The following is a 26914-nucleotide window of genomic DNA, read 5'->3' on the forward strand; positions in this document are numbered from 1 at the left end:
GCGTGACGGAGGGCCCGGCACCCTGAGGTGCCGGGCCCTGCATCACGTCGTCCGCCGCCCGCCGGCCAGCAGGCGGTGGACCGACCTCTCAGCGCACGCTGACGCGGGCCTTGAGGGCGTCGAACTCGGCCCACAGCTCCGCGGGGAGCTGCTCGCCGAACTTGTCGAACCACTCCTGGATGAGGGGCAGCTCCTTCTCCCAGTCGGCCGCGTCGACCCGAATGGCCTTGGCGACCTGCTCGGGCGTCATGTCGAGCCCGTCGATGTCGATGGCGCCCTCGGTCGGCACGAACCCGATCGGGGTCTCCACGGCATCGGCGTCGCCGTCGAGGCGCTCGATGACCCACTTGAGGACACGGCTGTTCTCGCCGAACCCGGGCCAGAGGAAGGAGCCGTCCTCCTCGTCGCGACGGAACCAGTTGACGCCGAAGATGCGGGGGAGCTTGGAGGCGTCCGCGCTCTTGCCGATCTCGAGCCAGTGGTTCATGTAGTCGCCGGCGTGGTAGCCGATGAAGGGCAGCATCGCCATCGGGTCGCGGCGCACGACGCCGACGGCGCCGGTTGCGGCGGCGGTGGTCTCCGAGGAGAGCGTGGCGCCGATGAACGTGCCGTGCTGCCAGTCGCGCGACTCGTAGACGAGCGGCACGGTCGTCTTGCGGCGGCCGCCGAAGAGGATCGCGTCGATCGGCACGCCGTCGGGGTTGTCGTACTCCGGGGCGATCATCGGGCACTGCGAGGCCGGCGTGCAGAAGCGGCTGTTCGGGTGGCTCGAGAGCGTCCCCGCCTTGCCGTCCTCGGGCGTCCAGCTGTTGCCGTGCCAGTCGGTGAGGTGTGCCGGCGGCTCGTCGGTCATGCCCTCCCACCACACGTCGCCGTCGTCGGTCAGGGCGACGTTGGTGAAGACCGAGTTGCCCTTCTCGATGGTGGCCATCGCGTTGGGGTTGGTCGACTCGCCCGTGCCGGGGGCGACGCCGAAGAGCCCGAACTCCGGGTTCACGGCGTAGAGGCGGCCGTCCTCACCGAAGCGCATCCAGGCGATGTCGTCGCCGACCATCTCGGCCTTCCAGCCGGGGATGGTCGGCGTGATCATCGCGAGGTTCGTCTTGCCACAGGCGGACGGGAAGGCCGCCGCGATGTAGTGGACGGACCCCTTGGGCGAGGTGAGCTTGAGGATGAGCATGTGCTCGGCCATCCAGCCCTCGTCGCGGGCGATGGCCGAGGCGATGCGCAGCGAGTAGCACTTCTTGCCGAGCAGGGCGTTGCCGCCGTAGCCGGAGCCGTAGCTCCAGATCGTGCGCTCCTCGGGGAAGTGGACGATGTACTTCGTGTCGGAGCACGGCCATGCGACGTCGGCCTGGCCCTCGGCGAGCGGGGCGCCGACCGAGTGGAGCGCCGGCACGTAGTCGGCGTTCGTCTCCTCGATCTTGTGGAGCACCTTGTCGCCGCAGCGGGCCATGACGAGCATGGAGACGACGACGTAGGCGGAGTCGGTGATCTCGACGCCGAACATCGGGACCTTGGCCTCGAGGTGACCCATGACGAACGGGATGACGTACATCGTGCGGCCCGCCATGCTGCCGCGGTACAGCTCGGTCATCCGAGCCTTCATCTCGTCGGGCGCCATCCAGTTGTTGGTGGGCCCGGAGTCCTTCTCGTCGACGGAGCAGATGTAGGTCTGCCCCTCGACGCGCGCGACGTCACTGGGGTCGGAGGCGCAGTAGAAGGAGTTCGGCTTCTTGCTCTCGTCGAGCCGGACGAAGGTGCCGGCCTCGACGAGGTGGTCGGTCAGCTCGGTCCACTCCTCGGGGGAGCCGGTGATCCAGCGGATGTCGCGCGGCTGCGTCAGCTCGGCGACCTGCTCGACCCACGCGGCAAGACCCGCGTGCGTCGTGTGTGTCTGTTTCTCGTGGGTCGTGGTCAACTCGGGGCCCATCCCTTCGCGCGCGGTGCCGCCCGGCACCACGTCGTGCCGGTGTGAAGCTGCTCCACAGGTGGATCCTGGACGAGCCCGGATCGGGCTGCAGGTGTCCACATGCTGAACAGATGACGTGATGTCTTCAAGGTACGCGCCGTCGTGGACGCCGTTGACCGCATGCGGGCGCCAAGGCGGTGAGACGCCTCACATGGGCTCTGGCCCGCAAGAAAAACGACGCTCCATTGTCGGTTTCTTGCAGGAATTTCAGTACTCGCCGGTACCGGGCAGCGGGTGAACGTGGCACCCTCTCGGGCCGACCGCGTATGCCGTGAGGCGGCGTCCGCGGGCTGCTGGTCGTGGGGTGCCGGGCGGGGTCGTCAGGCTCGGACCGGGGCGGATTTCGTGGATGCGGACCCGAGGCGCTAAGGTAACTTTTCGTTCCTCCGAGTGACGGAACGACGCACCCGTAGCTCAACGGATAGAGCATCTGACTACGGATCAGAAGGTTTGGGGTTCGAATCCCTACGGGTGCACTCTGTGTTGAGACAGAACACCACGCCCCGACCGGGTCTCCCGGCCGGGGCGTCGTGCTGTCCGGAGTTGCCTCGGCGGTCCGCGTTCATCCTGTGGGGGTGACGCGGCACGCGTGCCGGGGGCGGACTCTGGTCCGGTGTCGACTCACCCACCCGTACCGGCATCCGTCCGATCCTCGCGGTCCTGGACGCGACGCCACTCGTCCCTGCCCGGCGAGGCCTGACCGTGGCCGCGCCGGCGCTCGCCGAGCGATGGACGGTGATCGACGGGGTCAAGCTCTTCTACCGCGAGTCGCCCGGGCCGCCGGGCGCCGCACCGATGATGCACCTGCACGGCTTCGGTCTCTCCGGTCGCTACCTGCTGCCGACGGCGGAGCGGCTCGCGGGAGAGTTCCGCACCCTCGTCCCGGACCTGCCCGGCTTCGGTCGCAGCGGTCGGCCGCGCGAGCCTCTCGACGTGCCCGAGCTCGCCCACGCGGCAGCGGCGTTCCTCGACGACCGAGGTGTCGAGCGGGTCACCCTCGTCGGCAACTCGATGGGCTGCGCCGTCATCTGCGAGTTCGCCCACCTCTACCCGGAGCGTCTCGAGCGGGCCGTGCTCGTCGCGCCGGCGGGTGGCCTTCACAACCAGCCGCTGCGCCGGGCCGTGCAGCAGCTCGCGCGCGACGGCATACGCGAGCCGTTCGGCCTCATCCCGGTGGCCGTGCCCGACTACCTGCGGTTCGGGGTGCCGAGCACCGTGCGGATGTTCCGGGCCCTGACCCGCTACCCGGCGCTCGACCGCCTCCTCGCGCTCGACATCCCGACGCTCGTCGTGGTCGGGAGCGCCGACCCGCTCATGCCCGCGCCCCCCCGGATCAAGGAGGTCGCCGGGCAGACCGACAGCCACGTGATCCTCGTCGTCATCCACGGCGCCGCGCACGCCATCAACTTCAGCCACCCCGGCGAGCTGGCCAACGTGACGCGGCTCTTCATGTCGGACCGACCGATCCGGGACGACCCGGACTCGCCCGGTGACGCCCGGGCCTACGAGATCCACCGGGGAGTGCACGCGCCTCCGGCCGCCGACGCGTGAGGTCGCCGACGGGCACGTCCACCCGGCGCACCATGTGAGTTCGCTCCACCTCGCGCGCTTTCCCTTGTGCGCCGGGTCGTGCCGGGGTTGGGTGTGGTGAGACCGTCCACCGCCGCACGCCGGGAGGCCACCGATGACCGCCGCACCGCCCGTCACGCTCGACCCGAACCTCTCGCACACCCGCGGCGAGACGGACACCCCGCTGCTCGAGACGACGATCGGCGACAGCTTCGACGCCACGGCCGAGCGGTTCGGCGAGCGTGACGCCCTCGTCGACGTCACCCAGGGCCGCCGGTGGACGTATGCCGAGCTGCGGGCCGACGTGGACCGGCTGGCCCGCGCGCTGCTCGCCGTCGGCGTCGCCACGGGGGACCGGGTCGGCATCTGGGCGCCGAACTGCTCCGAGTGGACGCTCGTGCAGTACGCGACGGCCAAGATCGGCGCCATCCTCGTCAACATCAACCCGGCCTACCGGTCCCACGAGCTGCAGTACGTCCTCGGGCAGGCCGGCATCTCCACCCTCGTGGCGGCGGAGTCCTTCAAGTCGAGCAACTACCGGCAGATGGTCGACGAGGTGCGCGACGAGGTCGACGGCCTCGAGCGCGTCGTCTACATCGGGACGTCCGACTGGGCCGACCTCGTCGCCCGTGCCGACGAGGTCGCCCCGGAGGAGCTCGCGCGCGTCCAGGCGGGACTCTCGAACACCGACCCGATCAACATCCAGTACACCTCGGGCACCACGGGATTCCCGAAGGGTGCGACGCTGAGCCATCGCAACATCCTCAACAACGGCTACTTCGTCGGCGAGCTGTGCGACTACACCGAGGCCGACCGCGTCTGCATCCCGGTGCCCTTCTACCACTGCTTCGGCATGGTCATGGGCAACCTCGCCTGCACGACGCACGGTGCCTGCATGGTGATCCCGGCGCCCGGCTTCGACCCCGCGCTGACCCTCCAGGCCACCCAGGACGAGAAGGTCACCTCGCTCTACGGCGTGCCGACGATGTTCATCGCCGAGTGGAACCTTCCCTCCTTCGCCGACTACGACCTGTCCACCGTGCGCACCGGCATCATGGCCGGATCCCCTTGTCCCGCAGAGCTGATGAAGCAGCTCATCGCGGCCGGCATCGAGGAGATGACGATCTGCTACGGGATGACCGAGACGTCGCCGGTGTCGACCCAGAACCGCACGAACGACACGTTCGAGCAGAAGGTCGGCACGGTCGGTCGGGTCGGCCCGCACCTCGAGATCAAGATCGTCGACCCCGTGACCGGCGAGACGCTGCCCCGGGGGAAGGCCGGCGAGTTCCTGACGAAGGGCTACTCGGTGATGCTCGGCTACTGGGAGCAGCCCGACAAGACGGCGGAGGCCATCGAGGACGGGTGGATGCACACGGGCGACATCGGGGTGATGCACGACGACGGCTACGTCGAGATCACCGGGCGCATCAAGGACATGGTCATCCGCGGTGGCGAGAACGTCTACCCACGCGAGATCGAGGAGTTCCTCTACACGCACCCGGACATCCTCGACGCGCAGGTCATCGGCGTCCCGGACGAGAAGTACGGCGAGGAGCTGTGCGCCTGGGTGCGGATGAAGGAGGGCGCCACCCCGCTGACCGCCGAGTCGCTGCGCGAGTTCTGCACAGGTCAGCTCGCCCACTACAAGATCCCGCGTTACGTCGAGATCGTCGACGAGTTCCCGATGACCGTGACGGGCAAGATCCGCAAGGTCGAGATGCGCGAGACCACGGCGAAGAAGCTCGGACTCGGCTGAGCGCCCCGGGCGGACCCGAGTGGGGCCGCGGAGCAACGGGATTCGCGCGCACGAGCAGCGTGCGGGGCTGCACCCGAGCACCGATGGCGTATGCCGTCCGCCCGGCCGGACGGCATACGCGCGCTCGTCGGGGTGCGAACCGGGCGGTCGTGCCCACGGTTCGGGGTACGTGCACGACGACGTCGGCGCGCTGGGTGCCGCAGAGGTCCCCCAGCGCAGTAGGTTTCGGGGGAAGTGGTCGTGAGGGCCCGTAATCCGTAAGGGGATGGCATGTCCGACACAGGCAAGACGATTCTGTGGATCGTGGTGGCGATCGTCGTCATTGCAGTGATCATCTGGTTGTTCGTCTCGGCAGGGCGGCGTCGCGAGGTCGAGGCACGCCGCTTCGAGGCCGGCGAGCTGCGAGCCAAGGTCGAGGAGCGCCTGCCCGAGGTGCAGGACACCGAGGACCGCGCGTCAGTGACGGCCGCGATGGCTGCTGATGCCCGCGCCGAGGCCGAGCGCAAGGCTGCCGAGGCCGAGCGGGTCGCCGCGGAGGCGCGGCGGCTCGAGGATCAGGCCGAGGCGCACCGCGCCTCCGCCGAGTCCGCCCGCGTCGAGCACGCGGGTCTCGAGCGTGAGGCCGACCGCGTCGACCCCGACGTCGCCACCGACGACGAGGGCTACCGCGTCGACGACGCCGGGAACCGCCTGCCGGGTCAGGAGCCGCCGCGCGGTGCCGGGTCCGCCGCCGGTGCGGCCGGCGCTGCCGGTGCGGCAGCGGTCGGGGCCGCGGCCTTCGCACACGACGACGACGAGGACGACCTCGCGGACGCCGAGAACCCCTTCGCGCCCAGCGCGTCCGCCACGGACGGCGAGTCGGCCACGCAGCGCACGGACCTCGCGAGCGAGGCGGACCTTCGCGCCGACGAGGAGCAGTCCTCCTATGCCACCGACGAGCCCGAGGTCACCGACGAGCCCGAGGTCACCGGCGGAGCGACGGCGGCAGCGTCGTCGACCGACGCCGACGCGGATGCCGATGGTGGTGCCGACGCGGGTGCTGACGCCGCGGAGGAGGCGGGCAGTCACGACTGGTCCACGACGGATGCCGACGCGGGTGCCGATGGTGGTGCCGACGCCGGTGCTGACGCTGCGGGAGAGTCGGGCGGTCACGACTGGTCCGCGACGGATGCGGACGCGGGTGCCGATGGTGGTGCCGACGCGGGTGCTGACGCGCGGGACGAGGCCCCGCAGGTCGGGGCTGCGGCCGGAGGTGTGGCTGCTGCTGCCGCGCTGGCGTCGAGCGACGACGACCACGACCACGACCACGACGAGCAGCCCGTCCACGACGAGCACGCCGACGATGAGCCTGCAGACCTGGCCGCCGACGCGACCGCCTCGGAGAACCCGACGCCGCAGAGCGTTCCGGCGCAGGCCGACGCGGACACGGAGTCCGTCGAGGTGCCCGCGCTCGACGATCGCGACGAGGTCGTGACCGGTGGCGGCACCCCGACCGACGACCCCGGTGACCACCGCGGTCAGCCGTGGGCGACGACACCGGGCGAGCGGGGTCCCGAGGAGGGCACCGACTTCGACGACGACACCGTCGACGACGGCCTCGACGTCGACATGGCGCCGCACTCGCACGAGAGTGAGGACGACGAGGAGCTGGCGGAGCCGGCGCACGAGTCCGACCAGGACGCGGCCGACGCCCGCACGGACGACGACACCGCCGTGACCGACGCCGACACGAGGACCGCTGACGCGGAGACCTCCGACGCCACGGATGACACCGTGGACGGCACGGCCGACGACACGGCCGATGACACCGGTGACGACACGGCCGATGACACGGACTCTGCCGAGGAGCCGGCGGCCTCCGGGCGACGCGTCTCCGGGTTCGACGAGGTCGCCGACGGCGGGTTCGGCCTGGGCTCGGCCGCACCCATCGCGGACGGGGCGCAGCCGCTCGGTCACGCCGTCAAGGGCCGGCGCGACGGCACGACCTTCGTCGGCCCCGACGACGCCGGCTACGACGACGTCGAGCCCGACGTGTGGTTCTACAGCGAGGAGGCGGCCCGGCGCGCGGGCTTCCACCGCGACGGGGAGTGACCGCTCCCTGACGGACAGTGGCCGCGTGCACAACGGTGTGCACGCGGCCACGCTCGTGCCCGGGACCTCTCCGCGGGGCCACCACGCTCGGCTCGCGCTCGGGCAGGGTCCGGGCGACACGGCATACGCCCTCGGTGGGCCGGTCCGAAACGGTGGCGCGGGCACCCGGTCGGCGCAAATAGACTTGCCGGCATGGTTTCCCCGCTCGTCGCGCTCACGCCCAAGGTCCAGTCCGCGATCGCCGCCGCCCTCGGTGACGACTTCCGCGAGGCCGACCCGGTGCTGCGTCCGTCGCAGTTCGCCGACGTGCAGGTCAACGCAGCGCTCGCCCTGGCCAAGAAGGTCGGGATGCCGCCGCGCGAGGTCGCGGCCAGGATCGTCGACGCCCTCGACCTCGACGGTGTGTGCGACTCCGTCGAGGTGAGCGGTCCCGGCTTCATCAACCTCACCTTCTCGAGCTCGTGGATCGCCGGACTGCTGCAGGACGTCGAGGCCGACGAGCGGGGCGGTGTCGCGCTCCAGGCGACGCAGAACATCCCGATCGACTACTCCGCGCCCAACGTCGCCAAGGAGATGCACGTCGGGCACCTGCGCACGACCGTCGTCGGCGACTCGCTGGCCCGCACCCTCGAGCACCTCGGGCACCACGTCATCCGGCAGAACCACATCGGCGACTGGGGCACGCCCTTCGGCATGCTCATCGAGCACCTGCTCGATGTCGGTCGAGACTCCGAGGAGGCCGACCTCCTCGTCACCGACCCCAACGCCTTCTACCAGGCGGCCCGGGTCAAGTTCGACCGCGCGGACAAGGCCGAGCCGGCCGGCAGCGAGGGCGACTTCAACGTGCGGGCCCGCACCCGGGTCGTCAGCCTCCAGGCCGGCGACCCCGAGACCCTCGCCCTGTGGCGTGAGCTCGTCGACCTGTCGAAGATCTACTTCAACAAGATCTACTCGACGCTCGGCATCACGCTCACCGACGACGACCTCGCCGGCGAGTCCACCTACAACGAGGTGCTCGCCGACCTCTGTGCCGAGCTCGAGGCCAAGGGCATCGCGACCGTCTCGGACGGCGCCCTGTGCGTCTTCCTCGACGGCTACACCGGCCGTGAGGGCAAGCCGGTGCCGCTCATCATCCGCAAGAGCGACGGCGGCTACAACTACGGCACGACCGACCTCGCGACGATCAAGCACCGCGTCGAGGACCTCAAGGCGCACCGGGTGCTCTACGTCATCGGCGCCCCGCAGGCCCTGCACCTCAACATGGTGTGGGACACCGCGCGCAAGGCCGGCTGGCTGCCCGACGACGTCGTGCCCGTCCACGTCCAGATCGGCAACGTGCTCGGCGACGACCGCAAGATCCTCAAGACCCGCTCCGGCAAGCCGCTGCGGCTCATGGCCCTGCTCGACGAGGCCGTCGAGAAGGCCCGGACCGTCATCGACGGCACGCGGCCCGACCTCGACGAGACCGTGCGCGCCACCATCGCCCGGCAGATCGGCATCGGCGCCGTGAAGTACGCCGACCTGTCCGTCGCGCACGACAGCGAGTACGTCTTCGACCTCGACCGCATGGTCGCGCTCACCGGCAACACCGGGCCGTACCTCCAGTACGTCGTCGCCCGCGTCCGGTCGATCTTCCGCCAGATCGGGCTCGACCCGGCCGCCCAGCGCGCGCCGATCCTGCTCGGCGAGCCGCACGAGCGTGCCCTCGCCACGCACCTGCTCGGTTTCGGTGACGTCGTCGCCGAGGTCGGCGACACCTACGAGCCGCACCGGCTCGCCGGGTACCTCTTCGAGCTGGCGCAGGCGTTCTCGGCGTTCTACGAGAACTGTCCCGTGCTCAAGGCCGAGCTCGACGAGGTCAAGGAGTCGCGACTGACGTTGTGCGCGCTCGTCTTCCGGGTCATGACGACCGGTCTCGACCTGCTCGGACTGGAGTCCCCCGAACAGATGTGATCTTCGAGGTCGCGTCGGTGTCGGCCCGGTCGCGGCGGGTCGCCCCCCCTTCTTCGCTCCTGTCGGCGCGCCTGCTGCTGTAGCTTTCGGGCGCACACGTTCATCGACAGGGGAGAACACTCATGACCCAACCCGCTGCACCTCACGAACCCCCGGTCCCGGCTGCGGCGGCGCCCGTCCCGATCGCCCCGCAGGGCAACATGGCCCCGCAGGGCCACCTGCCCGCGCCGACCGGACCGGCCCAGCCGGCGCCGACCCCCGAGCCGGGCCTGACCGCCAACTCCAAGACCGTCAAGGTGCGCCCGTGGAAGCAGTCCACCGCCGTGCTCGCCATCATCGCGCAAGCCCTCTTCGCGGTCGCGGCCGTCGCCAACCTCTACCTGGCCTGGTTCGACATCCGGATCAAGGGGCTGCTCAGCGACGGTGACTTCGACGCCGTCGTCAGCGAGGCCGAGAGCGCCGACGCCCTCTACCTGCCGATCCTCGCCCTCGCCGGGCTGGCCGGCATCGTCATGCTCGTCTGGCTCCACCGGGTCTGGACCTCCGACCGGTCCGACCACGCGCTCTACACGCGTGGCACCGGCATGGCCATCGGCGGCTGGTTCATCCCCTTCGCCAACGTCGTCCTGGGCCCGCTGGCCCTCCGCGACGTCCTCTGGGGCACCGAGCACGCGAACCCGCGCACCCGCCACGATCGTCCGTCGACGACCCCGCCGCTGATCATCGCCCTCTGGGTCGTGCTCGCCGTCAACCTCGTCCTCGCGATGCTCGGACGCGCCGCGCAGCGAGGGATCGAGCAGCCCGACTCCCTCGACTCCCTCGTCTCCTCGCTCCAGACGGGCCTGACGTACGAGGCCCTCGGCGGCGTCTTCGGGGCCGCCGGCGGCGTCGTCGGCATCCTGCTCATCCGCAAGGTCATGGGCTTCACGCGTCGCTGACCACCTGACGTCCTGAGACGTGACCGGAGGTGCTGACGACCGCGAGGACGTCAGCAACTCGTCACATCCGGGCCATTGCGGCGGCGGGCTGCCACGGAGGAAAGTCGACGCCATGACCGACTGGGACTTCACCGGCCTCAAGGCCACCTACGTCAACTGCACGCTGAAGAAGAGCCCCGAGCCGAGCCACACTCAGGGGCTCGTCGACGCGAGCGCGGCCATCATGCGCGAGCACGGGGTCACCGTCGACGAGATCCGCCTCGTCGACCACGACGTCGCCACGGGCGTCTACCCCGACATGCGCGAGCACGGCTGGGAGAGCGACGCGTGGCCCGACCTCTACCCCGGCATCCTCGACAGCCAGATCCTCGTCGTCGCCGGCCCCATCTGGCTCGGCGACAACTCGAGCGTCACGAAGCGCTTCATCGAGCGCATCTACTCGTTGAGCGGGATGCTCAACGACCAGGGGCAGTACCTCTTCTACGGCAGGGTCGCCGGCTGCCTCATCACCGGCAACGAGGACGGGATCAAGCACTGCGCCCAGAACGTGCTCTACAGCCTCCAGCACGTCGGCTACACGATCCCGCCGAACGCCGACGCCGGCTGGATCGGCGAGGCCGGTCCGGGCCCGAGCTATCTCGACCCCGGCAGCGGTGGCCCGGAGAACGACTTCACCAACCGCAACACGACCTTCATGACGTGGAACCTCATGCACCTCGCGAGGATGCTCCACGACGCGGGGGGCGTGCCGGCCTACGGCAACCTGCGGTCGGCCTGGAACGCCGGCGAGCACTTCGGCTGGCACAACCCTGAGTACCGCTGAGGCGCCGGGCCGCGCGGTCACCCCGTGTGGATGATGTCGACGGTGGCTGCGCGTCACGACCATGGGGGTGAGCACCGCTTCCGTGCTGCCCTCCGAGAAAGGTCGCCCCATGTCGTTCTGGGACATCGTCTGGTTCATCGTCATCTTCTTCGCGTTCGCGACCTACCTCCTGGTGCTGTTCTCGATCGTGGCCGACCTGTTCCGCGACCCCCAGGTCTCCGGCGGGATGAAGGCGCTGTGGGTCGTGTGCCTCGTCTTCTTCACCTTCATCACCGCGATCGTCTACCTCATCGTCCGCGGTCGCGGCATGAACGAGCGTTCGACTCAGAAGTACGCGGAGGCCCGCCAGGCGCAGGAGGACTACGTTCGTTCCGTCGCTGGGGCCTCGAGCACCTCGGCACCGGAGCAGATCGCCAAGGCGAAGGAGCTGCTCGACGCGGGCACCATCTCCGCCGACGAGTTCGCTGCCCTCAAGGCGAAGGCCCTCGCCTGACGGCTGGGTTCGCCGTCCTGTCACGGCACCACCCGTAGGCGCCCCCCGAAGGCTCGGCCGTCGCGCCGAGCCTCCGCGAGGCATGAGGGCGTATGCCGCTCGCGTCCCGAGCGCTGGTGGCTCAGACCCCGTGGGTGCGGGACACGAGGTCCTGGTAGCGCGCCACGACGTCGACGTGCGCCTGCTCGTCACTCCTCGGGACGGCATACTCCGAGTCGATCGCGAGGGCCCACGTCGGTGGGTCCGCCTCTCCCGAAAGGGCCCACGCGGCTTGGCGCGCGGCGCCGACGCCGACGTACTCGGCTGGTGCCGGCACGACGACCGGGGCGCGGAAGAGGCCCGGCGCGATCTCGCGGACGGCACGTGACGCGGCCGCTCCGCCGATGAGCAGGATGCGTCCGACCTCGACGTCGTGGTCGCGCAGGGCGTCGACCCCCGCGACGAGGTTGCACAGCATCCCCTCGACCGCCGCCCGGGCGAGGTTCTCCGGTGTCGCGTTCGTGCGGGTGAGCCCGCTCAGCGTGCCGGTTGCTTCCGGGAGGTCAGGGGTGCGCTCGCCGTCGAGGTAGGGCAGGAGGGTCAGGCCACCCGCGCCCGGGATCGCCTGCAGCGCAAGACGGTCGAGCTCTGCGAGGTCAACACCGAGCATCGATGCGGCCGCGGTCAGCACGCGGGCCGCATTGAGGGTGCACATGAGCGGGAGGTGGTGACCGGTCGCATCGGCCAAGCCGGCGATGGCACCGGTCTCGTCGCGGATCGCCGAGCCGTGCGGCGTGAAGACCGTACCGCTCGTGCCGAGCGAGACGACGACGTCACCGGGGTGGAGCGTCAGGCCGAGAGCGGCACCCATGTTGTCGCCCGTGCCGGCGGCGACGAGCAGGCCGTCGGCCGTGCGGCCGGCAGCCTGGGCGGGAGAGAGCACCTCGGGGACCTCGAGGGTCCGGCCGAACGCCCGGTCGAGCAGGTCGAGCCGGTAGTCGCCGTCGGCGGCCGACCAGTAGCCCGTGCCGGACGCGTCTCCGCGGTCGGTGCTCCAGCGCTCGAAACCGTTGCCCCGTTGAAGGATCCGGCCGGTGAGCCAGTCATGTGGGAGGACCACGCGGGCCACCCGCGCAGCCAGGTCGGGCTCGTGCTCGGCGAGCCATCGCAGCTTCGTGACGGTGAAGCTCGCGACGGGGACGAGGCCGACGGCGTCGACCCATGCACTGACGCCGCCGAGCTCGGTCGTGAGGTCGCGGGCTGCCCCCGCGCTGCGGGTGTCGTTCCACAGCAGGGCGTCGCGCACGACGGTGTCGTCCTCGTCGAGCGTCACCATGCCGTGCTGCTGGCCGCCGACGGCGATGGCGGCCACCCCGTCGAGGACGCCGTCGCCGCACGCGTGCTCGTAGGCCTCCCACCACCGGTCGGGGTGCACCTCGGTGCCGTCGGGGTGAGGGGCCCGGGCCGTGCGCACGACCTGCCCCGTCTGGGCGTCGCAGACGACGATCTTCGTCGACTGGGTCGAGCTGTCGACCCCCGCCACGAGGGTGCGTCCATCGGTCACGTCGTGCTGCTCCGCCCGGTCCATGACTGCAGGGTCTCCCGAGCGCCCCTGGTGTGCAAGGCCGACAGGGCTCGCGTGAACACCGAGGTGAACCGCTCGTCGTCGACGAGGTCGCCGAAGAGGTCCCGGTCGCGGAGGAAGGCGAGCGGGTCGGTGCCCTGCTGCGCGGCGGCGGCCATGACCCGGTCCTTGACGCGGTCGACGACCTCGATCGGTTCGCCCTGCTCGTCGACGCCCTCCGCGTAGCGCGCCCACGAGGCGACGACGAGCGCGGAGCGGTCGATCTGCCCGCCCGTCTCGAGGTTGCGCCTGATGACCGGGACGAGCCACTTCGGGATGCGGTCCGAGCTCTCGGCGCAGAGGCGTGCCAGCGTGTCACGCACCTCCGGGTTGGCGAAGCGCGCGATGAGCTCGTGCCGGTAGGCGTCGAGGTCGACCCCCGGCACGTCGGGGAGCGTCGGACTGCCCTCGTGCTCCATGTAGCCGAGCAGGAAGTCGACGAAGAGGGGGTCCTGGCAGACCTCGTGGGCGTAGCGGTAGCCGGACAGGTAGCCGAGGTAGCAGAGGGCCTGGTGGCTCGCGTTGAGCAGGCGCAGCTTCATCAGCTCGTAGGGCACGACGTCCTCGACGAGCTGCACGCCGGCCGCTTCGAGGGGAGGACGCCCCTGGGTGAAGTGGTCCTCGAGGACCCACTGCGTGAACGGCTCGCACACGACGGGCCACCCGTCCTCGACCCCGAACTCCTCGACGAGGCGGTCGATGTCGTCCTGCACCGTGACGGGTGTGATGCGGTCGACCATGCCGTTGGGGAAGGAGACGTGCTCGTCCATCCAGTCCGCGAGCGCGGGGTCCTTGAGGCGGGCGTATGCCGTCATCATCGTCCGCGCGACGTCACCGTTCCCCGGCAGGTTGTCGCACGACATGACGGTGAAGGGCTCCTGCCCCGCGTCGCGGCGGGCCGCGAGACCCGCGACGACGTAGCCGAAGACGGTGCGCGGGACGGCGCCCTCCTCGAGGTCCGCCCGGATCGCCGGGTCGGCGGCGTCGAACTCGCCCGTGACCTGGTTGACGAGGTAGCCACCCTCGGTGATGGTCAGCGACACGATCCGCGTCCGGGGGTGGGCCAGTCGGTCGACGACGGCTTGCGGGTCGTCCGGCGCGAACACGAGCTCGACGAGGCTCCCGACGACGCGCGGCTCCCGGTGGCCGTCCGGGTGCTTGACGACGAGGGTGTAGAGGCCGTCCTGCGCCGTGAGGGTGTCGACGATGCGCCGGTCGTGGGGGAGGGCCCCGACGCCGCAGATGCCCCAGTCCAGGGCTCCGGGGACGCCCAGCTCCATGAGCCGGTCGACGTACATCGCCTCGTGGGCGCGGTGGAAGCCGCCGACGCCGAAGTGGACGATGCTCGCGGTGACGGCCGCCCGGTCGTAGGTGGGTCGGCCCACCGCCTCGGGGAGTGCGTCGAGCGTCGCGCTCGCGAGAGTCGTGGGCCGCGGGGGCGAGGTGGCGGGCGTGGTGGTCATGGTCGTCTGGGTCCTCTCGGAGGAAAGGGATGTCGTCGGCGGCGGGGTGGCCGGACACGGGGGAGCCGGTAGTCCTCGACGCGCGGCTGACGGTCGTCAGTGCGTCTCGGACAGGCTCCACATCGTCCACAGCTCGGTGCGCATCCGTCGTGGCTGTCGGAGGGTGTAGGCGACGGCCTGGGCGATGTCCTCCGGTTCCATGAAGTCGCCCTCGGACGGGTCGCGGTCGCCGAAGCGTCCGTCGGCGGCGGCGAAGGGGGTGTTGACGCCGGCCGGTGCGATGGTCGTCGTGCGGATCCCCTCCGAGCGCAGCTCGCGGTCGAGGGCGTAGCCGAGGTTGATCTGCGCAGCCTTGGTGGCGGAGTAGACCGCCTCCTTGCCGCCCCCGATGAGGAGTCCGGCGACCGAGCCGATGATGACGATGTCACCACCTCCGCCCTGGGCGCGGAACTGGCGCACGGCCGCCCGCGCCAGCCACACGGTGCCCTTGACGTTGACGTCGACCATGAGCGAGGCCTGCTCGGCCGAGTAGTCGAGGATCCCGCCGTAGAAGCCGACGGCGGCGTTGGCGACGACGGAGTCGACCCGACCGAAGGCCTGGACTCCCGCGGTGACGAGCGCGTCGGCGGTGCTCTCGTCCCGGACGTCGCCGAGGCCGACGGCCAGCCGGTCCTCGCCCCAGGCGTCGCGGAGCGAGCTGAGGGCGTCGGGCCGGAGGTCACCGGCGACGACGCGACCGCCCGCTTCGAGGACGAGCCGGGCGATCGCGCCACCGATGCCACCGCCGGCACCGGTGACGACGACGACCGAGTCCTCGAGGCTCCGTCCACGGTCGACGGCGGGGGGCGTGACGGGCCCCGGCGTGGTGCTGGTGCCGGTCACTTGATCGCCCCCATCGACAGGCCGCGGACGAGCTGCTTCTGGGCCGCCCAGCCCGCGATGATGACGGGGAGGGCCGCGATGGTCGCTGCGGCGGACAGGACGGCGAGGAACTGTCCTCGGCCGTCGACGAAGCTGCCGAGGAAGGGCGGCGTCGTGCGGGCGGCCGAGCTCGTCAGCAGCAGGGCGAGGAAGTACTCGTTCCACGCGAAGATGAAGCTGATGAGCGCTGCGGCCGCGACCCCGGGGAGGACGAGCGGCAGGACGATCCGCACGATCTCACGGAACATGCCGGCCCCGTCGACCCGGGCCGCCTCGATGATCTCGTAGGGCACCTCGAGGAAGAACGAGCGCATCATCCACACCGTCACGGGCAGGTTCATGGCGCCGTAGACGATGGCGAGCATGTAGATGTTGTCGAGCAGCCCGACGGTCTTGAAGATCATGAAGAGCGGCAGCACGATCGCGGCGAGCGGCATGAACCGGGTCGAGATGAAGAACGAGAGCGAGTTCTCGACGTTCTTGACCCGCCGGATCGACAGGGCGTACGCGGCGGGGATCGCGAGCACCACCGAGATGATCGTCGCGATGACAGCGGCGGTCAGCGAGTTCTGGAGGTAGCCGGCCATCCCGCGGTCCATCGCGAGCTGGTAGCCCTCCGTGACGGGTTTGAAGATGAACGTCGGGTTGACGGACGACGCGAGCGACTCCGGCTTGAACCCGTTGAGGACCATCCAGAAGACGGGGAAGAAGAAGATGAGCACGAGGATCCACGTGACGAGCGTCGTGAGGGCTCCTCGGGCCGATGTCTTCGACCTCGTGGTGCTGCCTGAGCCGTTCATCGGCTTCCTCCTGCCATGAAGACCTTGAAGACGCTCTTGAGAGCGATGGTCGCGACGATGATCGTGAGGACGACGGTCACGACGCCGTATGCCGCTGCCTGCCCGACGTCGAGCCCGATGAAGGCCCGCTCGTAGAGGAGATAGGCGAGGGTCTTCGTGCCGCCGGTCCCCTTGGTGAGGATCGCGATCGGGTCGAAGACCTGCAGGATGATGACCGAGCCGAGGAGCACCCCGATCTCGATGTACATCCGTAGGTGGGGCAGCGTGATCCAGGTGAAGGTCCGCCACGTGCCGGCCCCGTCGACCTGGGCGGCTTCGAGGATGCCCTTGTCCTGGCCCTGGAGACCGGCCAGCAGGATGAGCATCATGAACGGCGTGAACTGCCACGTCAGCACGATGACCACCGTGGCCATCGGGTGCTCGGTGCTCCAGGCGACGACCGGCAGGTGCAGGGTCCGGAAGACCCAGTTGAGCATCCCGATGTTGGTGTCGAACATCGAGTACTTCCAGATGAGCGAGGCCGCCGCCGGCATGATGAGGAAGGGCGTGATCATCAGGGTCCGGGCGAGGGCGCGACCGCGGAACGGGCGGTCGAGCAGGACGGCGAAGAGCAGGCCGAAGAGGACCGCCAGGGTGACCGAGAAGGCCGTGATGAGCACCGTGGCGCGGATCGAGGGCCACAGGTCGCCCGAGGTGAGTGCGCTCGTGTAGTTGTCGAATCCGGCGAACGCACGGTCGTTGGGGTAGAGCAGGTTCCACTTCGTCAGTGAGAACCCGATGGTCGTCAGGAACGGGATCTGCGTCAGCAGGATGAGGAAGATGACGGCCGGGAGCAGCAGTCCCCGGTTGCGCCAGAGCTCCGTCCGCTGCACGCGCCGCTTGTCGGTCGCGGTGCTGGCCCGGACGTCCTCGAGCTCGGATGGTTGCGTGGTGGTGGTCGTCGTCATGTCGGCACTCCCTTGTGCGGCTCGTGCGACTGCGGGTTGGAGGGGGTGTGGTGCCGGGCCCGGGGCGTGCCGGGCCCGGCACCACGTGTCACCTGTTCGTCAACAGGAGGTCACTTCTTGTGCTTGTCGCCCGCAGCCTGGGCGATGGACTGGCACTTGCTGAGCGCGTCGTCGATCGTGCCGCGGTTGGCCAGGTAGTCCGCGACGAGCTGGGCGCACTGGTTGCCGACGTCCTGGAACTCGGGGATCGAGACGTACTGGATGCCGACCCAGCCCTGCGGGTTGACGCCCGGCTGCTTCGGGTTGACCGAGCTCATGACGTCGAGCGTGATGGGTGCGTACGCCTTGGCGGCGTCCTTGTACTCGGGGATGTCGTACGTCGAGGTCCGCGAGCCCGGCGGGACGTTGGACCAGCCGATCTTCGTGCCGACGAGCTTGATGTAGTCCTTGCTCGTGGCCCACTTGACGAACTTGACCGCCGCGTCCTTCTGCTTGGTCGACGTCGGGATCGCGAGGTTCCAGCTCCAGAGCCAGCCGGACTCCTTGGTCTTGTCGACCGGCATGTGCGCGTAGCCCATCTTGCCCTTGACGGGCGAGTCGGCCGCCTCGAGCATCGACGCTGCGACGGAGGCGTCGGCCCACATCGCGGCCTTGCCCTCCTTGAGGGCCGTGAGGCACTCGTTGAAGCTGTAGGAGACGGGGTCCTTCTCACCGGACTGGTCGAGCATCGTCTTGTAGAAGCTGACCGCCTGCTTCCACTCCGGGGTGTCGACGGTGGCCTTCCAGCTGCTGTCGTACCAGTTGCCCCCGAAGGTCTGCACGACGGTGGTCAGCGGGGCGAAGAGGTCTCCCCAGCCGGGCTTGCCGCGCATGCAGATCCCGGCCATGTCGGCGGTGTTGACCTTCTTGGCCGCATCCGCGACCTGCTGCCACGTGGGGTTCTGCGGGATCGTGACCCCGGCCTTGTCCATGACCTCCTTGTTGTACATGAGGATCGAGGACTCCCCGTAGAACGGGACGGCGAAGAGCTTGTTGTCGAAGGTGTTGACGTCGCGGACCGGGGGAAGCAGGTCGTTGACGTCGTACGACGAGTCGGACTGGAGCTCCGGGGTGAGGTCGACGAGCCAACCGTTGGCACCCCACTGCGGCGTCTCGTAGGCGCCGATGGTGACGATGTCGTACTGGCCGGCGCCGCTCGCGACGTCCGCCGTCACGGCGGCGCGGAGGTCGCCCTCCTCCATGACCTGGAAGTTGACCGTGACGCCGGGGTTCGCCTTCTCGTACTCGGACTTGAGCTTCTCCATGTCCTTCATCTGGCCGTTGTTCACGGTGGCCACCTTGAGGGTGACGGCGCCTCCGGCGGCGCCCGTGGACCCGTTGCCGGACTGCACCGCCCCGGACGAACAGGCAGCCACCGTCATGGCGACCGCCACCGCGCCCGTCCCCAGCGCGAGCATGCGCTTGTTCGCAAGCATTCCTAACTCCTTTGGTAGGCATTCCTCGTTTCCGTCGGCCGGTTCCACCTGGCCCTGCGGCGATCTCCGCTTCGTTTCTTGACGGGAACTTGCCGGAACGGTAACGACGCGCGAGTCGGGGCAACAAGCACCATGAGCCCCCTGTCGTTGATACGATTTTGCGGACGGGTGGGAGCTGCAGGTGACGAATCGGTCGCAGCCCCGCACGGGATGGCGACGGTGCTGTCCAGCGCGGCGAAGGAGACGAAGATTTCGTATCGATCCGGCCAGTCTTCGGATGGCGCTTCCCGCACGACCGACGTCGAGTCGATGCGTTCCGTACCGTCGGGCCCGATCCTGGGGCAGCCGGTCCGGCGGGAGTACATCCCGCACCACCCGCAGGCCTCGGCACGGGTGCTGACGCACGACTTCCCGAGCGAGATCTGCGGCTGGGGCTTCCATCCCGAGTACGAGATCCACCTCATCACCAAGACGCGTGGCAGCTTCATCGCCGGCGACCACATCGGCACCTTCGCGCCGGGTCACGTCAGCCTGATCGGCCCGAACCTGCCGCACGACTGGGTCAGCGACCTCGCGGAAGGGCAGGTGGCGGTCGACCGCGACGCGGTCATCCAGTTCAGCGACGAGTGGATCCACGCGGCGATGGAGCACCTGCCGGAGCTGGCCGAGGTGACGGAGGTGCTCCAGCGCTCGACCCGCGGGATCGTCTTCTCCGGTGCCACGGCCTGGCGGGCCGCCGAGACGATCCTCGCCTGCGTGCACAGCCAGGGCGTCGAGCAGCTCGGCCACCTCTTCAAGCTCCTCGCGCTCTTCGCGCACGCCCCGCCCGAGGAGTACGACCTCGTGGCGAGCGAGTGGATGGGCCGACCGACCGACGCGGCGTCGCGCGACGCCGGCGAGGCGGGGCTCAGCTACATCTCCGACAACCTGACGGGCGACATCCGGCTGTCGACGGCCGCACGTCTGGCGTACATGTCGGAGCCGACGTTCTCGAAGTACTTCAAGTCCGCGACCGGCATGACCTTCTCGAGCATGGTCAAGAAGCTGCGGATCGCCTACTCCCGACGCCTGCTCGACACGACCGACCACTCCGTGGCCCAGGTCGCCGAGATGAGCGGCTACCACAACATGGCCAACTTCAACCGGCAGTTCCTCGCGGAGGTGGGGACCACGCCGAGCGCCTACCGACGGCTCGAGTCCGACCAGAAGCCGCCGCCCGAGGTGTTCAGCCTCGGTCGTCGGGCGCCGTCGCACTGACCGTCCGGGTTCACGTCGAGCTCACCGGGGCAGCCTCGCCGACCCTCTGTCTGCCCACGCTCAGAGACGTTCGGGTCCGGTCGCGTGTCATTTGTGTGACGTGCCCGGCAGACCTGCCAATACCCGTGGGTCGTGCTCTAGGTTCGTGAACCAGTGCCCACCAGCCCTCCGCGCGAAGGAGCCCAGCGTGCAGATCGGTGTCCCCCGTGAGACCCGTGCCCGCGAGACACGTGTCGCCGCGACGCCCAAGACCGTCGAACAGCTCGTCGGACTCGGTTACGACGTCGCCGTCGAGAGCGGGGCGGGGGAGCGGGCGAGCTTCTCCGACGAGGCGTATGCCGCCGCCGGCGCTCGCGTCGTCACGGCCGAGGAGGCGTGGGGCTCGCCGATCGTCCACCAGGTCAACGCGCCCTCGGACGAGGACATCGCGCGGCTCCGCCCCGGTACCGTCCTCGTCTCGCTCATGGCGCCGGCCATCAGCCCCGACCTCGTCGAGAGGCTGCGCGCCGCGGGCGTCACCGCCATGGCGATGGACGCGGTGCCGCGCATCAGCCGGGCCCAGTCGCTCGACGTCCTGTCGTCGATGGCCAACATCGCCGGCTACCGCGCCGTCGTCGAGGCCGCCCACGAGTTCGGCTCCTTCTTCACCGGGCAGGTCACGGCGGCCGGCAAGGTGCCGCCCGCCAAGGTGCTCGTCGCTGGGGCCGGCGTGGCGGGCCTCGCCGCGATCGGCACGGCCCGCTCGCTCGGGGCGATCGTCCGCGCGACCGACGCCCGCGCCGAGGTGGCCGAGCAGGTCGAGTCGATGGGCGCCGACTTCCTCGCCGTCCAGATGCCCGAGGTCGACGCCGCTGCCGCGTCGAGCGACGGCTACGCCAAGGAGATGGGCGAGGAGTACAACCGACGGGCCGCTGAGCTGTATGCCGCCCAGGCGCCCGACGTCGACATCATCGTCACGACGGCGCTCATCCCCGGACGCCCGGCGCCGCGGCTCATCACCGGCGAGATGGTGGCGTCGATGAAGCCCGGCTCGGTCATCGTCGACATGGCCGCAGCCAACGGCGGCAACGTCGAGGGCGCCGTCGCCGACGAGATGGTCGTCACCGACAACGGGGTGACGATCATCGGTTACACCGACCTCGCGGCCCGGCTGCCCACGCAGGCCTCCCAGCTCTACGGCACGAACCTCGTCAACCTCATGAAGCTGCTGACGCCGGGCAAGGACGGCGAGCTCGTCCTCGACTTCGACGACGTCGTGCAGCGCAACATGACGGTGGCCCGCGACGGTGAGCTGCTGTGGCCGCCGCCCGCGATCCAGGTGAGCGCAGCAGCCCCGGTGGCCCAGACGGCGTCCGGGACGAAGGTCGTGAAAGAACCTGAGCCACCGAAGGACCCACGCCGCAGGTACGCCGGGATGGCGATCGGAGCCGTCGTCTTCGGGGCGGTGGCCGCCGTCTCGCCGCCGAGCTTCCTCGGGCACTTCACCGTCTTCGCGCTCGCCGTCGTCATCGGCTACTACGTCATCGGCAACGTCCACCACGCCCTGCACACGCCTCTGATGTCCGTCACCAACGCGATCAGCGGCATCATCGTCGTCGGCGCGCTGCTCCAGCTCGGCTCGGCCGGGTCGGTGGGCGGCACGAAGGGTGTCGTGATCATGGTGCTGGGCTTCGTGGCTGCGCTCCTGGCCAGCATCAACATCTTCGGTGGCTTCACCGTGACCCGCCGCATGCTGACGATGTTCCGGAAGGGCTGACCGCACATGGACACCGCACTCATCCAGGCGGCATACATCGTCGCGGCGCTGCTCTTCATCATGTCGCTAGCCGGCCTCTCGAAGCACGAGACCGCCCGTGACGGCAACGTCCTCGGCATGGTCGGCATGGGCATCGCCCTCGTCGCGACGCTCTGGCTCTCCCTGCGCGATGCCGCGTGGTCGGCCTGGCTGCTCATCGCCGTCGCCATGGTCATCGGTGCCGCGATCGGGATCGCCCGGGCGCGCAAGGTCGAGATGACCGGCATGCCCGAGCTCATCGCGATGCTGCACTCGTTCGTCGGGGCCGCGGCGGTGCTCGTCGGCATCAACACGTTCGTCGCGACGTCCGACCTCGTCGGGGTCGAGGGTGAGGCCGTTCATCTCGTCGAGATCTTCCTCGGCGTCTTCATCGGAGCGGTGACGTTCACCGGATCGATCGTCGCGTTCCTCAAGCTGTCGGCGCGCATCTCGAGCAAGCCGCTGATGCTGCCGGCACGCCACTGGCTCAACCTCGCCGCGCTCGTCGTGTCCGCCGGGCTGCTCGTGTGGTTCGTGGCGGCCCACTCGATCGTGCCGCTCCTCGTCATGACGGCGATCGCGCTCGCGTTCGGCTGGCACCTCGTCGCCTCCATCGGCGGCGGTGACATGCCCGTCGTCGTGTCGATGCTCAACAGCTACTCGGGCTGGGCCGCCGCCGCCGCGGGGTTCATGCTCGGCAACGACCTGCTCATCGTCACCGGTGCGCTCGTCGGCTCGTCGGGTGCCTACCTCTCGTACATCATGTGCAAGGCCATGAACCGGTCGTTCGTCTCGGTCATCGCCGGCGGGTTCGGCTCCGACGGAGCGGTCTTCGACTCTGACGTCGACTACGGGGACCACCGTGAGACGAACGCATCAGAAGTCGCCGACCTGCTCAAGAACGCGTCGTCGGTCGTCATCACGCCCGGCTACGGCATGGCGGTCGCACAGGCGCAGTACCCCGTCGCCGAGCTGACGGCCAAGCTCCGGGAGCGCGGCGTGGACGTCCGGTTCGGCATTCACCCGGTGGCTGGCCGCCTGCCCGGTCACATGAACGTGCTGCTCGCCGAGGCTCGCGTGCCGTACGACATCGTCCTCGAGATGGACGAGGTCAACGACGACTTCCCGGACACCGACGTCGTGCTCGTCATCGGCGCCAACGACACCGTCAACCCGGCGGCCGCCGAGGACCCCACGTCACCGATCGCCGGGATGCCGGTCCTGCAGGTGTGGAACGCCAAGGACGTCGTCGTCTTCAAGCGCTCGATGAACGCCGGCTACGCCGGAGTCCAGAACCCGCTCTTCTTCCGCGACAACTCGGCGATGCTCTTCGGCGACGCCAAGGAACGCGTCGAAGACATCATCAAGGCCCTCTGACCCATCCCCTTCCCCACCGAACGCWGCGTTCGGTCGCGAACTCAGCGTTCTAACAGCGAGTTCGTGACCGAACGCTGCGTTCGGTCACAGGGAGGGGCTCAGGGGAGGGGGAGCTCAGGCCAGGGGGAGCTCGGGCCGGGCGGGTCGGGAGTCGCGGATCGCGGCCTCGATGCGGGTCCTCACGAGGGCGGGGCGCGCCAGGTCCGCCCGGGTGAGGCGGACGACGACGAACCCGAGACGGCGCAGCTCGTCCTCTCGGAGCTTCTCGTCGAAGTTGGCTCTCGCGGCGTCAGGATTCGTCTCGGGGTCGTACTTCACCTTCCCGTCGAACTCGACCAGGACGTTGGTGCCATCGAGGTGGAAGTCGGCGTAGAAGGACCGTCCGGGGTGCTCGCGCCGGGCGATCTCGAGCTGGGGAGTGAAGGCATAGCCCAGCCCTCGAAGCACGTGGGCGGTCAGCGTCTCGCCCGGCCACTCGTGTCTCGAGTCGCACCACGAGACGGCCGCCTTGGCACGTGTGACACCGCGGTGGCCGCGTAGGCTCCGAGCCGCCGCAGTGAGGGACTCGCTCGTCGTCAACCCCTTGCGCAGACAGTGGTCGGCGACGACCAGCATGCCGATCTGGCTGTGCAGCCCGACCTGGACGGCAGCCAGGCCGAGGTCGACCGTTTGGCCTCGGTGCTGCAGTCGCGGGTGCTCGACGAGCTCGTGGATGTGGACGCGGCTGAAGGCACGAAAGGGGCGTTCGGGGTCTCGCCACATGAGGTGCACCGTCCCCCAGTCGATGCCCTCGTCCGGCAGGTCCAGCACCGCCACAGCCGAGGCGTGGGAGGCCATCACCAGACCCGCGTACTCCTCGAGCAGGGCCGTCACACGCAGCCGGTGGCGGTGCTTGTCGCTGGTCGGCCGCTGCACGGAGTACCAGCCTCGATGGAGCGGGTGGCACTCGCCGCGCGCGACCAGACTCCGCAGCAGAGCGCCGCTGATCCCGCTCATGCGCGCTGCTGCGGCGGAGAAGACCCCGGAGGGAGCGAGATGGTGCAGGTTCATGGGCCCATCGTGGCGGCATACGCGATCTGCCTGCCAAGGGCCTGTGGACAACTCACCCCCAACAGACCGAACGCGGCGTTCGGTCTCGAAAGCTCTGTTCTAGCAGTGAGTTCGAGACCGAACGCCGCGTTCGGTGGGAGAGGTGGGGCGAGGTGGGGCGAGGTCAGCGTTCGCTGAGGACCTCGGGGGCTGCTCGGCGACCTTCCTCCTCCTCGCCCGTTGCCAGCTTGCTGTGGTGGCGGGAGTAGAGGAAGTAGATGAGGAAGCCCAGCAGCATCCAGATGACGAACCGGATCCACGTCTCGACCGAGAGGTTGAGCACGAGGTAGAAGCAGGCGGCCGCGGACAGCCACGGCACCACCGGGTTGCCGGGCACCTTGAACGAGCGCTTGAGGTCGGGGCGCCGCTTGCGCAGGATCGGGACGGCGAGCGAGACCAGCATGAAGGCGGTCAACGTGCCGATGTTGACCATTTCCTCGAGCTTGCCGATGGGGGTCAGCGAGGCGATGAGGGCGACGACGGTGCCGATGATGAGCGTGAGCCTGACCGGGGTGCTCGTGCGCGGGTTGGTCCGGCCCAGTCCGGCCGGGATCAGGCGGTCACGGCTCATCGCGAACGTCACGCGGGTCGCGCCGATGATGAGGGTCATGACCACTGTGGTGAGGCCGGCGACGGCGCCGGCCGAGATGAGCGTGGCGTAGCCCTCCTTGCCCACGGACTTGAACGCCGTGGCGAGCGCCGCATCGGGGTCGATGTCCTTGTAGTTCTGCATGCCGGTGATGACGAGCGTGACGGCCACGTAGAGCAGGGTGCAGATGGCGAGCGAGCCGAGGATGCCACGGGGCAGGTCACGCTGCGGGTTCTTGGCCTCTTCGGCCGTCGTCGCGACGACGTCGAAGCCGATGTAGGCGAAGAAGACGATGGCGGCGCCGGCCATGATGCCCATGACGCCGTACGTCGCGGGAGTCATGCCGGTGATGACCTGGAGCAGCGGCGTCGTCAGGCCCTCTGCGGCCTTGCCCGGCTGGGACGGCGGGATGAACGGCGACCAGTTGTCGCGGTTGATGAACTGGATGCCCGCGAAGATGACGAAGAGCACGATGAAGAGCTTGACGCCGACGAGCACGAGGTTGACGCGCAGCGACTCCTTGATGCCCCAGGCGATGAGCAGCGTCAGGCCGGCGATGAGCAGGAAGGCCGGCAGGTCGAAGTGCGACCCCGGCCCGACCGATTCCGGCCAGGTCACTCCCAGCTGCTCCAGGAAGGTCACGAAGTACTGCGACCACCCCTGGGCGACGACGCTCGCGCCGAGCATGAGCTCGAGAAGCAGGTCCCAGCCGATGATCCACGCGACGAGCTCGCCGAGCGTCGCGTAGGAGAAGGTGTAGGCCGAACCGGAGACGGGAACCGTCGACGCGAACTCGGCGTAGCAGAGCGCGGCGAGGCCACAGACGATCGCACCGATGACGAACGACAGGGCGATGGACGGACCGGCGTAGTCCTTGGCGGCTCTGCCGGTCAGCGTGAAGATGCCGGCGCCGATGATGACACCGATGCCGAAGACCGTGAGGTCAAGGGCGCTGAGTGTCCTCTTCAGCTTGTGGTCGGCTTCTTCGGACGAGGCCATCGAGGCCTCGACCGACTTGGTGCGGAACACGCTCATGCTGACCTCCGAGCGGTCGGTGACGGGCGGATCATCACAAACTAGCGGGGAGCGCGACCGCCTGCGAGTCCTGCCCGGGCGTCGTTGGCCGCGCGCCGCGGGGATGCCGCGACTACCCAGTGGTACCCGCCCCGACGGATTCCGCTCACTCGGAGGACGATCTTGCTGGAGCGGCTCAGTCGTCGGAGCGCGGCCAGATCGGGCCGGTGTCAGCGCCGCGCCGGCGACGCTTGCGGTCGTCGCTCTCGTAGACGGTCTCGCTCCCGCCGGACGGCCGCTGGATCGGGACGGCCCGCGAGTAGGAGTCGAGACGGTCCTGGATCGGGTTGTGGGTGCGGTGGACGTCGGGATATGCCGTGCCGCCACCTGGGGCGATCGGGCTCACTGGCGGTATCTGACCGCCGGGCTGCCCTGTGTCGTCAGGGAACTCGTCATCGATCTCCTCGAAGTCCTCGTCGCCGGGTGGCGGGACGATGTGGAAGATCTCCGCGCAGATGTCGCGGTAGGTCTGGTCGGGGTTGGGCACCCACTTGACCTCGCGGAGGGCCTGGTCCTGGCCCGCGCTCTCGAGGACGAACTTGCCGTAGCCGAGGAACTGGCCGGGTATGGAGCGGACGTAGCTCATGTCGGTGACCTTGAGCAACGGCATCATCGCGACCTTGTGGGAGATGAGACCGTAGCGCAACAGCAGCCGCTTGTCGGTGGCCACGAACCAGTTGTGGCTCCAGTCGAGCAGGCACCACAGGAGGCGGGCGAGCAGCCCGAAGAAGAGCCACCAGAAGATGGTGCCGACGGCCTGGGTGGCCTTGGTGACGTTGGAGTCGACCCACACGGCAGCGGTGAGTCCCAGGAGCATCGTCGCGACGGGCTCGGCGAGCTTGCCCCAGTGCGCACGCACCGCGGTGACGAGTCGCTCGCCCGGGAGCAGGATCGGCGCCAGTCCCGCCGGCACCTCCGTGCTCCGCATCAAGGCCATGAGCTCAGTG

The 26914-nt window shown here is 69.5% G+C and carries 20 protein-coding genes and 1 tRNA gene; 11 read left to right on the forward strand and 10 right to left on the reverse strand.

Annotation, left to right across the window (positions count from 1 at the left end; translation table 11 throughout):
* Positions 1–88: 88 nt before the first annotated feature.
* Entirely contained in the window at positions 89–1933 is a 1845-nt protein-coding gene (locus AB4Z14_RS18240) for a phosphoenolpyruvate carboxykinase (GTP) (RefSeq protein WP_442276441.1), read from the reverse strand.
* Positions 1934–2375: 442 nt separating this feature from the next.
* Between AB4Z14_RS18240 and AB4Z14_RS18245 the strand changes: the two genes are divergently transcribed.
* From AB4Z14_RS18245 to AB4Z14_RS18280, 8 genes are all read left to right on the forward strand, one after another.
* Positions 2376–2448, forward strand: a tRNA-Arg gene (locus AB4Z14_RS18245).
* A gap of 226 nt (positions 2449–2674) precedes the next feature.
* Complete coding sequence (locus AB4Z14_RS18250) at positions 2675–3523, forward strand: alpha/beta fold hydrolase (protein ID WP_056775249.1); 849 nt, start codon at positions 2675–2677, stop codon at positions 3521–3523.
* A 133-nt stretch (positions 3524–3656) separates the two neighbouring features.
* Positions 3657–5300 (forward strand): AMP-binding protein, encoded by a 1644-nt coding sequence (locus AB4Z14_RS18255; RefSeq protein WP_442276442.1) that lies wholly within the window; start codon positions 3657–3659, stop codon positions 5298–5300.
* Between the two features lie 270 nt (positions 5301–5570).
* Complete coding sequence (locus AB4Z14_RS18260; RefSeq protein WP_442276443.1) at positions 5571–7391, forward strand: sunset domain-containing protein; 1821 nt, start codon at positions 5571–5573, stop codon at positions 7389–7391.
* 192 nt (positions 7392–7583) lie between these two features.
* Positions 7584–9344 (forward strand): arginine--tRNA ligase, encoded by a 1761-nt coding sequence (gene argS / locus AB4Z14_RS18265; protein ID WP_442276444.1) that lies wholly within the window; start codon positions 7584–7586, stop codon positions 9342–9344.
* A gap of 122 nt (positions 9345–9466) precedes the next feature.
* Complete coding sequence (locus AB4Z14_RS18270) at positions 9467–10282, forward strand: DUF4328 domain-containing protein (protein ID WP_442276445.1); 816 nt, start codon at positions 9467–9469, stop codon at positions 10280–10282.
* A 112-nt stretch (positions 10283–10394) separates the two neighbouring features.
* Complete coding sequence (locus tag AB4Z14_RS18275; RefSeq protein WP_442276446.1) at positions 10395–11105, forward strand: flavodoxin family protein; 711 nt, start codon at positions 10395–10397, stop codon at positions 11103–11105.
* A 109-nt stretch (positions 11106–11214) separates the two neighbouring features.
* Positions 11215–11598, forward strand: coding sequence for an SHOCT domain-containing protein (locus AB4Z14_RS18280; RefSeq protein ID WP_056826198.1), 384 nt, complete (start codon positions 11215–11217; stop codon positions 11596–11598).
* Between the two features lie 121 nt (positions 11599–11719).
* Here the strand turns inward: AB4Z14_RS18280 and xylB are convergent, their stop codons facing one another.
* From xylB to AB4Z14_RS18310, 6 genes are all read right to left on the reverse strand, one after another.
* Positions 11720–13165 carry a xylulokinase gene (gene xylB / locus AB4Z14_RS18285; protein WP_442276447.1) on the reverse strand — a complete coding sequence of 482 codons (1446 nt, stop codon included), beginning with the start codon at positions 13163–13165 and terminating at the stop codon, positions 11720–11722.
* Positions 13138–14664 (reverse strand): mannitol dehydrogenase family protein, encoded by a 1527-nt coding sequence (locus tag AB4Z14_RS18290; RefSeq protein ID WP_442276448.1) that lies wholly within the window; start codon positions 14662–14664, stop codon positions 13138–13140. Before AB4Z14_RS18290 ends, xylB begins: the two co-directional genes overlap by 28 nt.
* A gap of 96 nt (positions 14665–14760) precedes the next feature.
* Positions 14761–15546: an SDR family oxidoreductase gene (locus AB4Z14_RS18295; RefSeq protein WP_442276449.1), complete on the reverse strand. Its 786-nt coding sequence runs from the start codon at positions 15544–15546 to the stop codon at positions 14761–14763.
* Entirely contained in the window at positions 15543–16385 is an 843-nt protein-coding gene (locus tag AB4Z14_RS18300) for a carbohydrate ABC transporter permease (RefSeq protein ID WP_056826203.1), read from the reverse strand. The genes AB4Z14_RS18295 and AB4Z14_RS18300 overlap by 4 nt, the downstream gene beginning before the upstream one ends.
* Positions 16382–17332: a carbohydrate ABC transporter permease gene (locus AB4Z14_RS18305; protein ID WP_056774214.1), complete on the reverse strand. Its 951-nt coding sequence runs from the start codon at positions 17330–17332 to the stop codon at positions 16382–16384. Before AB4Z14_RS18305 ends, AB4Z14_RS18300 begins: the two co-directional genes overlap by 4 nt.
* A gap of 110 nt (positions 17333–17442) precedes the next feature.
* Positions 17443–18807, reverse strand: coding sequence for an ABC transporter substrate-binding protein (locus AB4Z14_RS18310; RefSeq protein WP_056774211.1), 1365 nt, complete (start codon positions 18805–18807; stop codon positions 17443–17445).
* A 309-nt stretch (positions 18808–19116) separates the two neighbouring features.
* Here AB4Z14_RS18310 and AB4Z14_RS18315 point away from each other — a divergent pair, with 309 nt between their 5' ends.
* From AB4Z14_RS18315 to pntB, 3 genes are all read left to right on the forward strand, one after another.
* Positions 19117–20064: a helix-turn-helix domain-containing protein gene (locus AB4Z14_RS18315; RefSeq protein ID WP_235508688.1), complete on the forward strand. Its 948-nt coding sequence runs from the start codon at positions 19117–19119 to the stop codon at positions 20062–20064.
* Positions 20065–20251: 187 nt separating this feature from the next.
* On the forward strand, positions 20252–21820 hold the full coding sequence (locus AB4Z14_RS18320) for a Re/Si-specific NAD(P)(+) transhydrogenase subunit alpha (RefSeq protein ID WP_056774205.1): 1569 nt from the start codon (positions 20252–20254) through the stop codon (positions 21818–21820).
* Positions 21821–21826: 6 nt separating this feature from the next.
* Positions 21827–23215 (forward strand): Re/Si-specific NAD(P)(+) transhydrogenase subunit beta, encoded by a 1389-nt coding sequence (gene pntB, locus AB4Z14_RS18325; protein WP_056774202.1) that lies wholly within the window; start codon positions 21827–21829, stop codon positions 23213–23215.
* Between the two features lie 114 nt (positions 23216–23329).
* Here the strand turns inward: pntB and AB4Z14_RS18330 are convergent, their stop codons facing one another.
* The 3 genes from AB4Z14_RS18330 to AB4Z14_RS18340 form a co-directional block, all read right to left on the reverse strand.
* A complete protein-coding gene (locus AB4Z14_RS18330) occupies positions 23330–24265 on the reverse strand; it encodes a hypothetical protein (protein WP_442276450.1) in 936 nt (311 codons plus the stop codon).
* 163 nt (positions 24266–24428) lie between these two features.
* A complete protein-coding gene (locus AB4Z14_RS18335; protein WP_056826209.1) occupies positions 24429–25928 on the reverse strand; it encodes an APC family permease in 1500 nt (499 codons plus the stop codon).
* A 175-nt stretch (positions 25929–26103) separates the two neighbouring features.
* On the reverse strand, positions 26104–26904 hold the full coding sequence (locus tag AB4Z14_RS18340) for a PH domain-containing protein (protein ID WP_442276451.1): 801 nt from the start codon (positions 26902–26904) through the stop codon (positions 26104–26106).
* Between the last annotated feature and the right edge of the window lie 10 nt (positions 26905–26914).

The sequence above is a fragment of the Terrabacter sp. 2TAF16 genome, from assembly GCF_052115065.1.
GTDB lineage: Bacteria > Actinomycetota > Actinomycetes > Actinomycetales > Dermatophilaceae > Terrabacter.

What these genes read in the sequence shown, in the direction of transcription:
- AB4Z14_RS18275 (WP_442276446.1), top strand. Translation starts at nt 10,395, where the DNA reads ATGACCGACTGGGACTTCACCGGCCTCAAGGCCACCTACGTCAACTGC.
- argS (WP_442276444.1), top strand. Translation starts at nt 7,584, where the DNA reads ATGGTTTCCCCGCTCGTCGCGCTCACGCCCAAGGTCCAGTCCGCGATC.
- AB4Z14_RS18290 (WP_442276448.1), bottom strand. Translation starts at nt 14,664, where the DNA reads ATGACCACCACGCCCGCCACCTCGCCCCCGCGGCCCACGACTCTCGCG.
- AB4Z14_RS18300 (WP_056826203.1), bottom strand. Translation starts at nt 16,385, where the DNA reads ATGAACGGCTCAGGCAGCACCACGAGGTCGAAGACATCGGCCCGAGGA.
- AB4Z14_RS18340 (WP_442276451.1), bottom strand. Translation starts at nt 26,904, where the DNA reads ATGGCCTTGATGCGGAGCACGGAGGTGCCGGCGGGACTGGCGCCGATC.
- AB4Z14_RS18335 (WP_056826209.1), bottom strand. Translation starts at nt 25,928, where the DNA reads ATGAGCGTGTTCCGCACCAAGTCGGTCGAGGCCTCGATGGCCTCGTCC.
- AB4Z14_RS18315 (WP_235508688.1), top strand. Translation starts at nt 19,117, where the DNA reads ATGCGTTCCGTACCGTCGGGCCCGATCCTGGGGCAGCCGGTCCGGCGG.
- pntB (WP_056774202.1), top strand. Translation starts at nt 21,827, where the DNA reads ATGGACACCGCACTCATCCAGGCGGCATACATCGTCGCGGCGCTGCTC.
- AB4Z14_RS18305 (WP_056774214.1), bottom strand. Translation starts at nt 17,332, where the DNA reads ATGACGACGACCACCACCACGCAACCATCCGAGCTCGAGGACGTCCGG.
- AB4Z14_RS18310 (WP_056774211.1), bottom strand. Translation starts at nt 18,807, where the DNA reads ATGCTTGCGAACAAGCGCATGCTCGCGCTGGGGACGGGCGCGGTGGCG.
- AB4Z14_RS18240 (WP_442276441.1), bottom strand. Translation starts at nt 1,933, where the DNA reads ATGGGCCCCGAGTTGACCACGACCCACGAGAAACAGACACACACGACG.
- xylB (WP_442276447.1), bottom strand. Translation starts at nt 13,165, where the DNA reads ATGGACCGGGCGGAGCAGCACGACGTGACCGATGGACGCACCCTCGTG.
- AB4Z14_RS18260 (WP_442276443.1), top strand. Translation starts at nt 5,571, where the DNA reads ATGTCCGACACAGGCAAGACGATTCTGTGGATCGTGGTGGCGATCGTC.
- AB4Z14_RS18255 (WP_442276442.1), top strand. Translation starts at nt 3,657, where the DNA reads ATGACCGCCGCACCGCCCGTCACGCTCGACCCGAACCTCTCGCACACC.
- AB4Z14_RS18330 (WP_442276450.1), bottom strand. Translation starts at nt 24,265, where the DNA reads ATGAACCTGCACCATCTCGCTCCCTCCGGGGTCTTCTCCGCCGCAGCA.
- AB4Z14_RS18270 (WP_442276445.1), top strand. Translation starts at nt 9,467, where the DNA reads ATGACCCAACCCGCTGCACCTCACGAACCCCCGGTCCCGGCTGCGGCG.
- AB4Z14_RS18280 (WP_056826198.1), top strand. Translation starts at nt 11,215, where the DNA reads ATGTCGTTCTGGGACATCGTCTGGTTCATCGTCATCTTCTTCGCGTTC.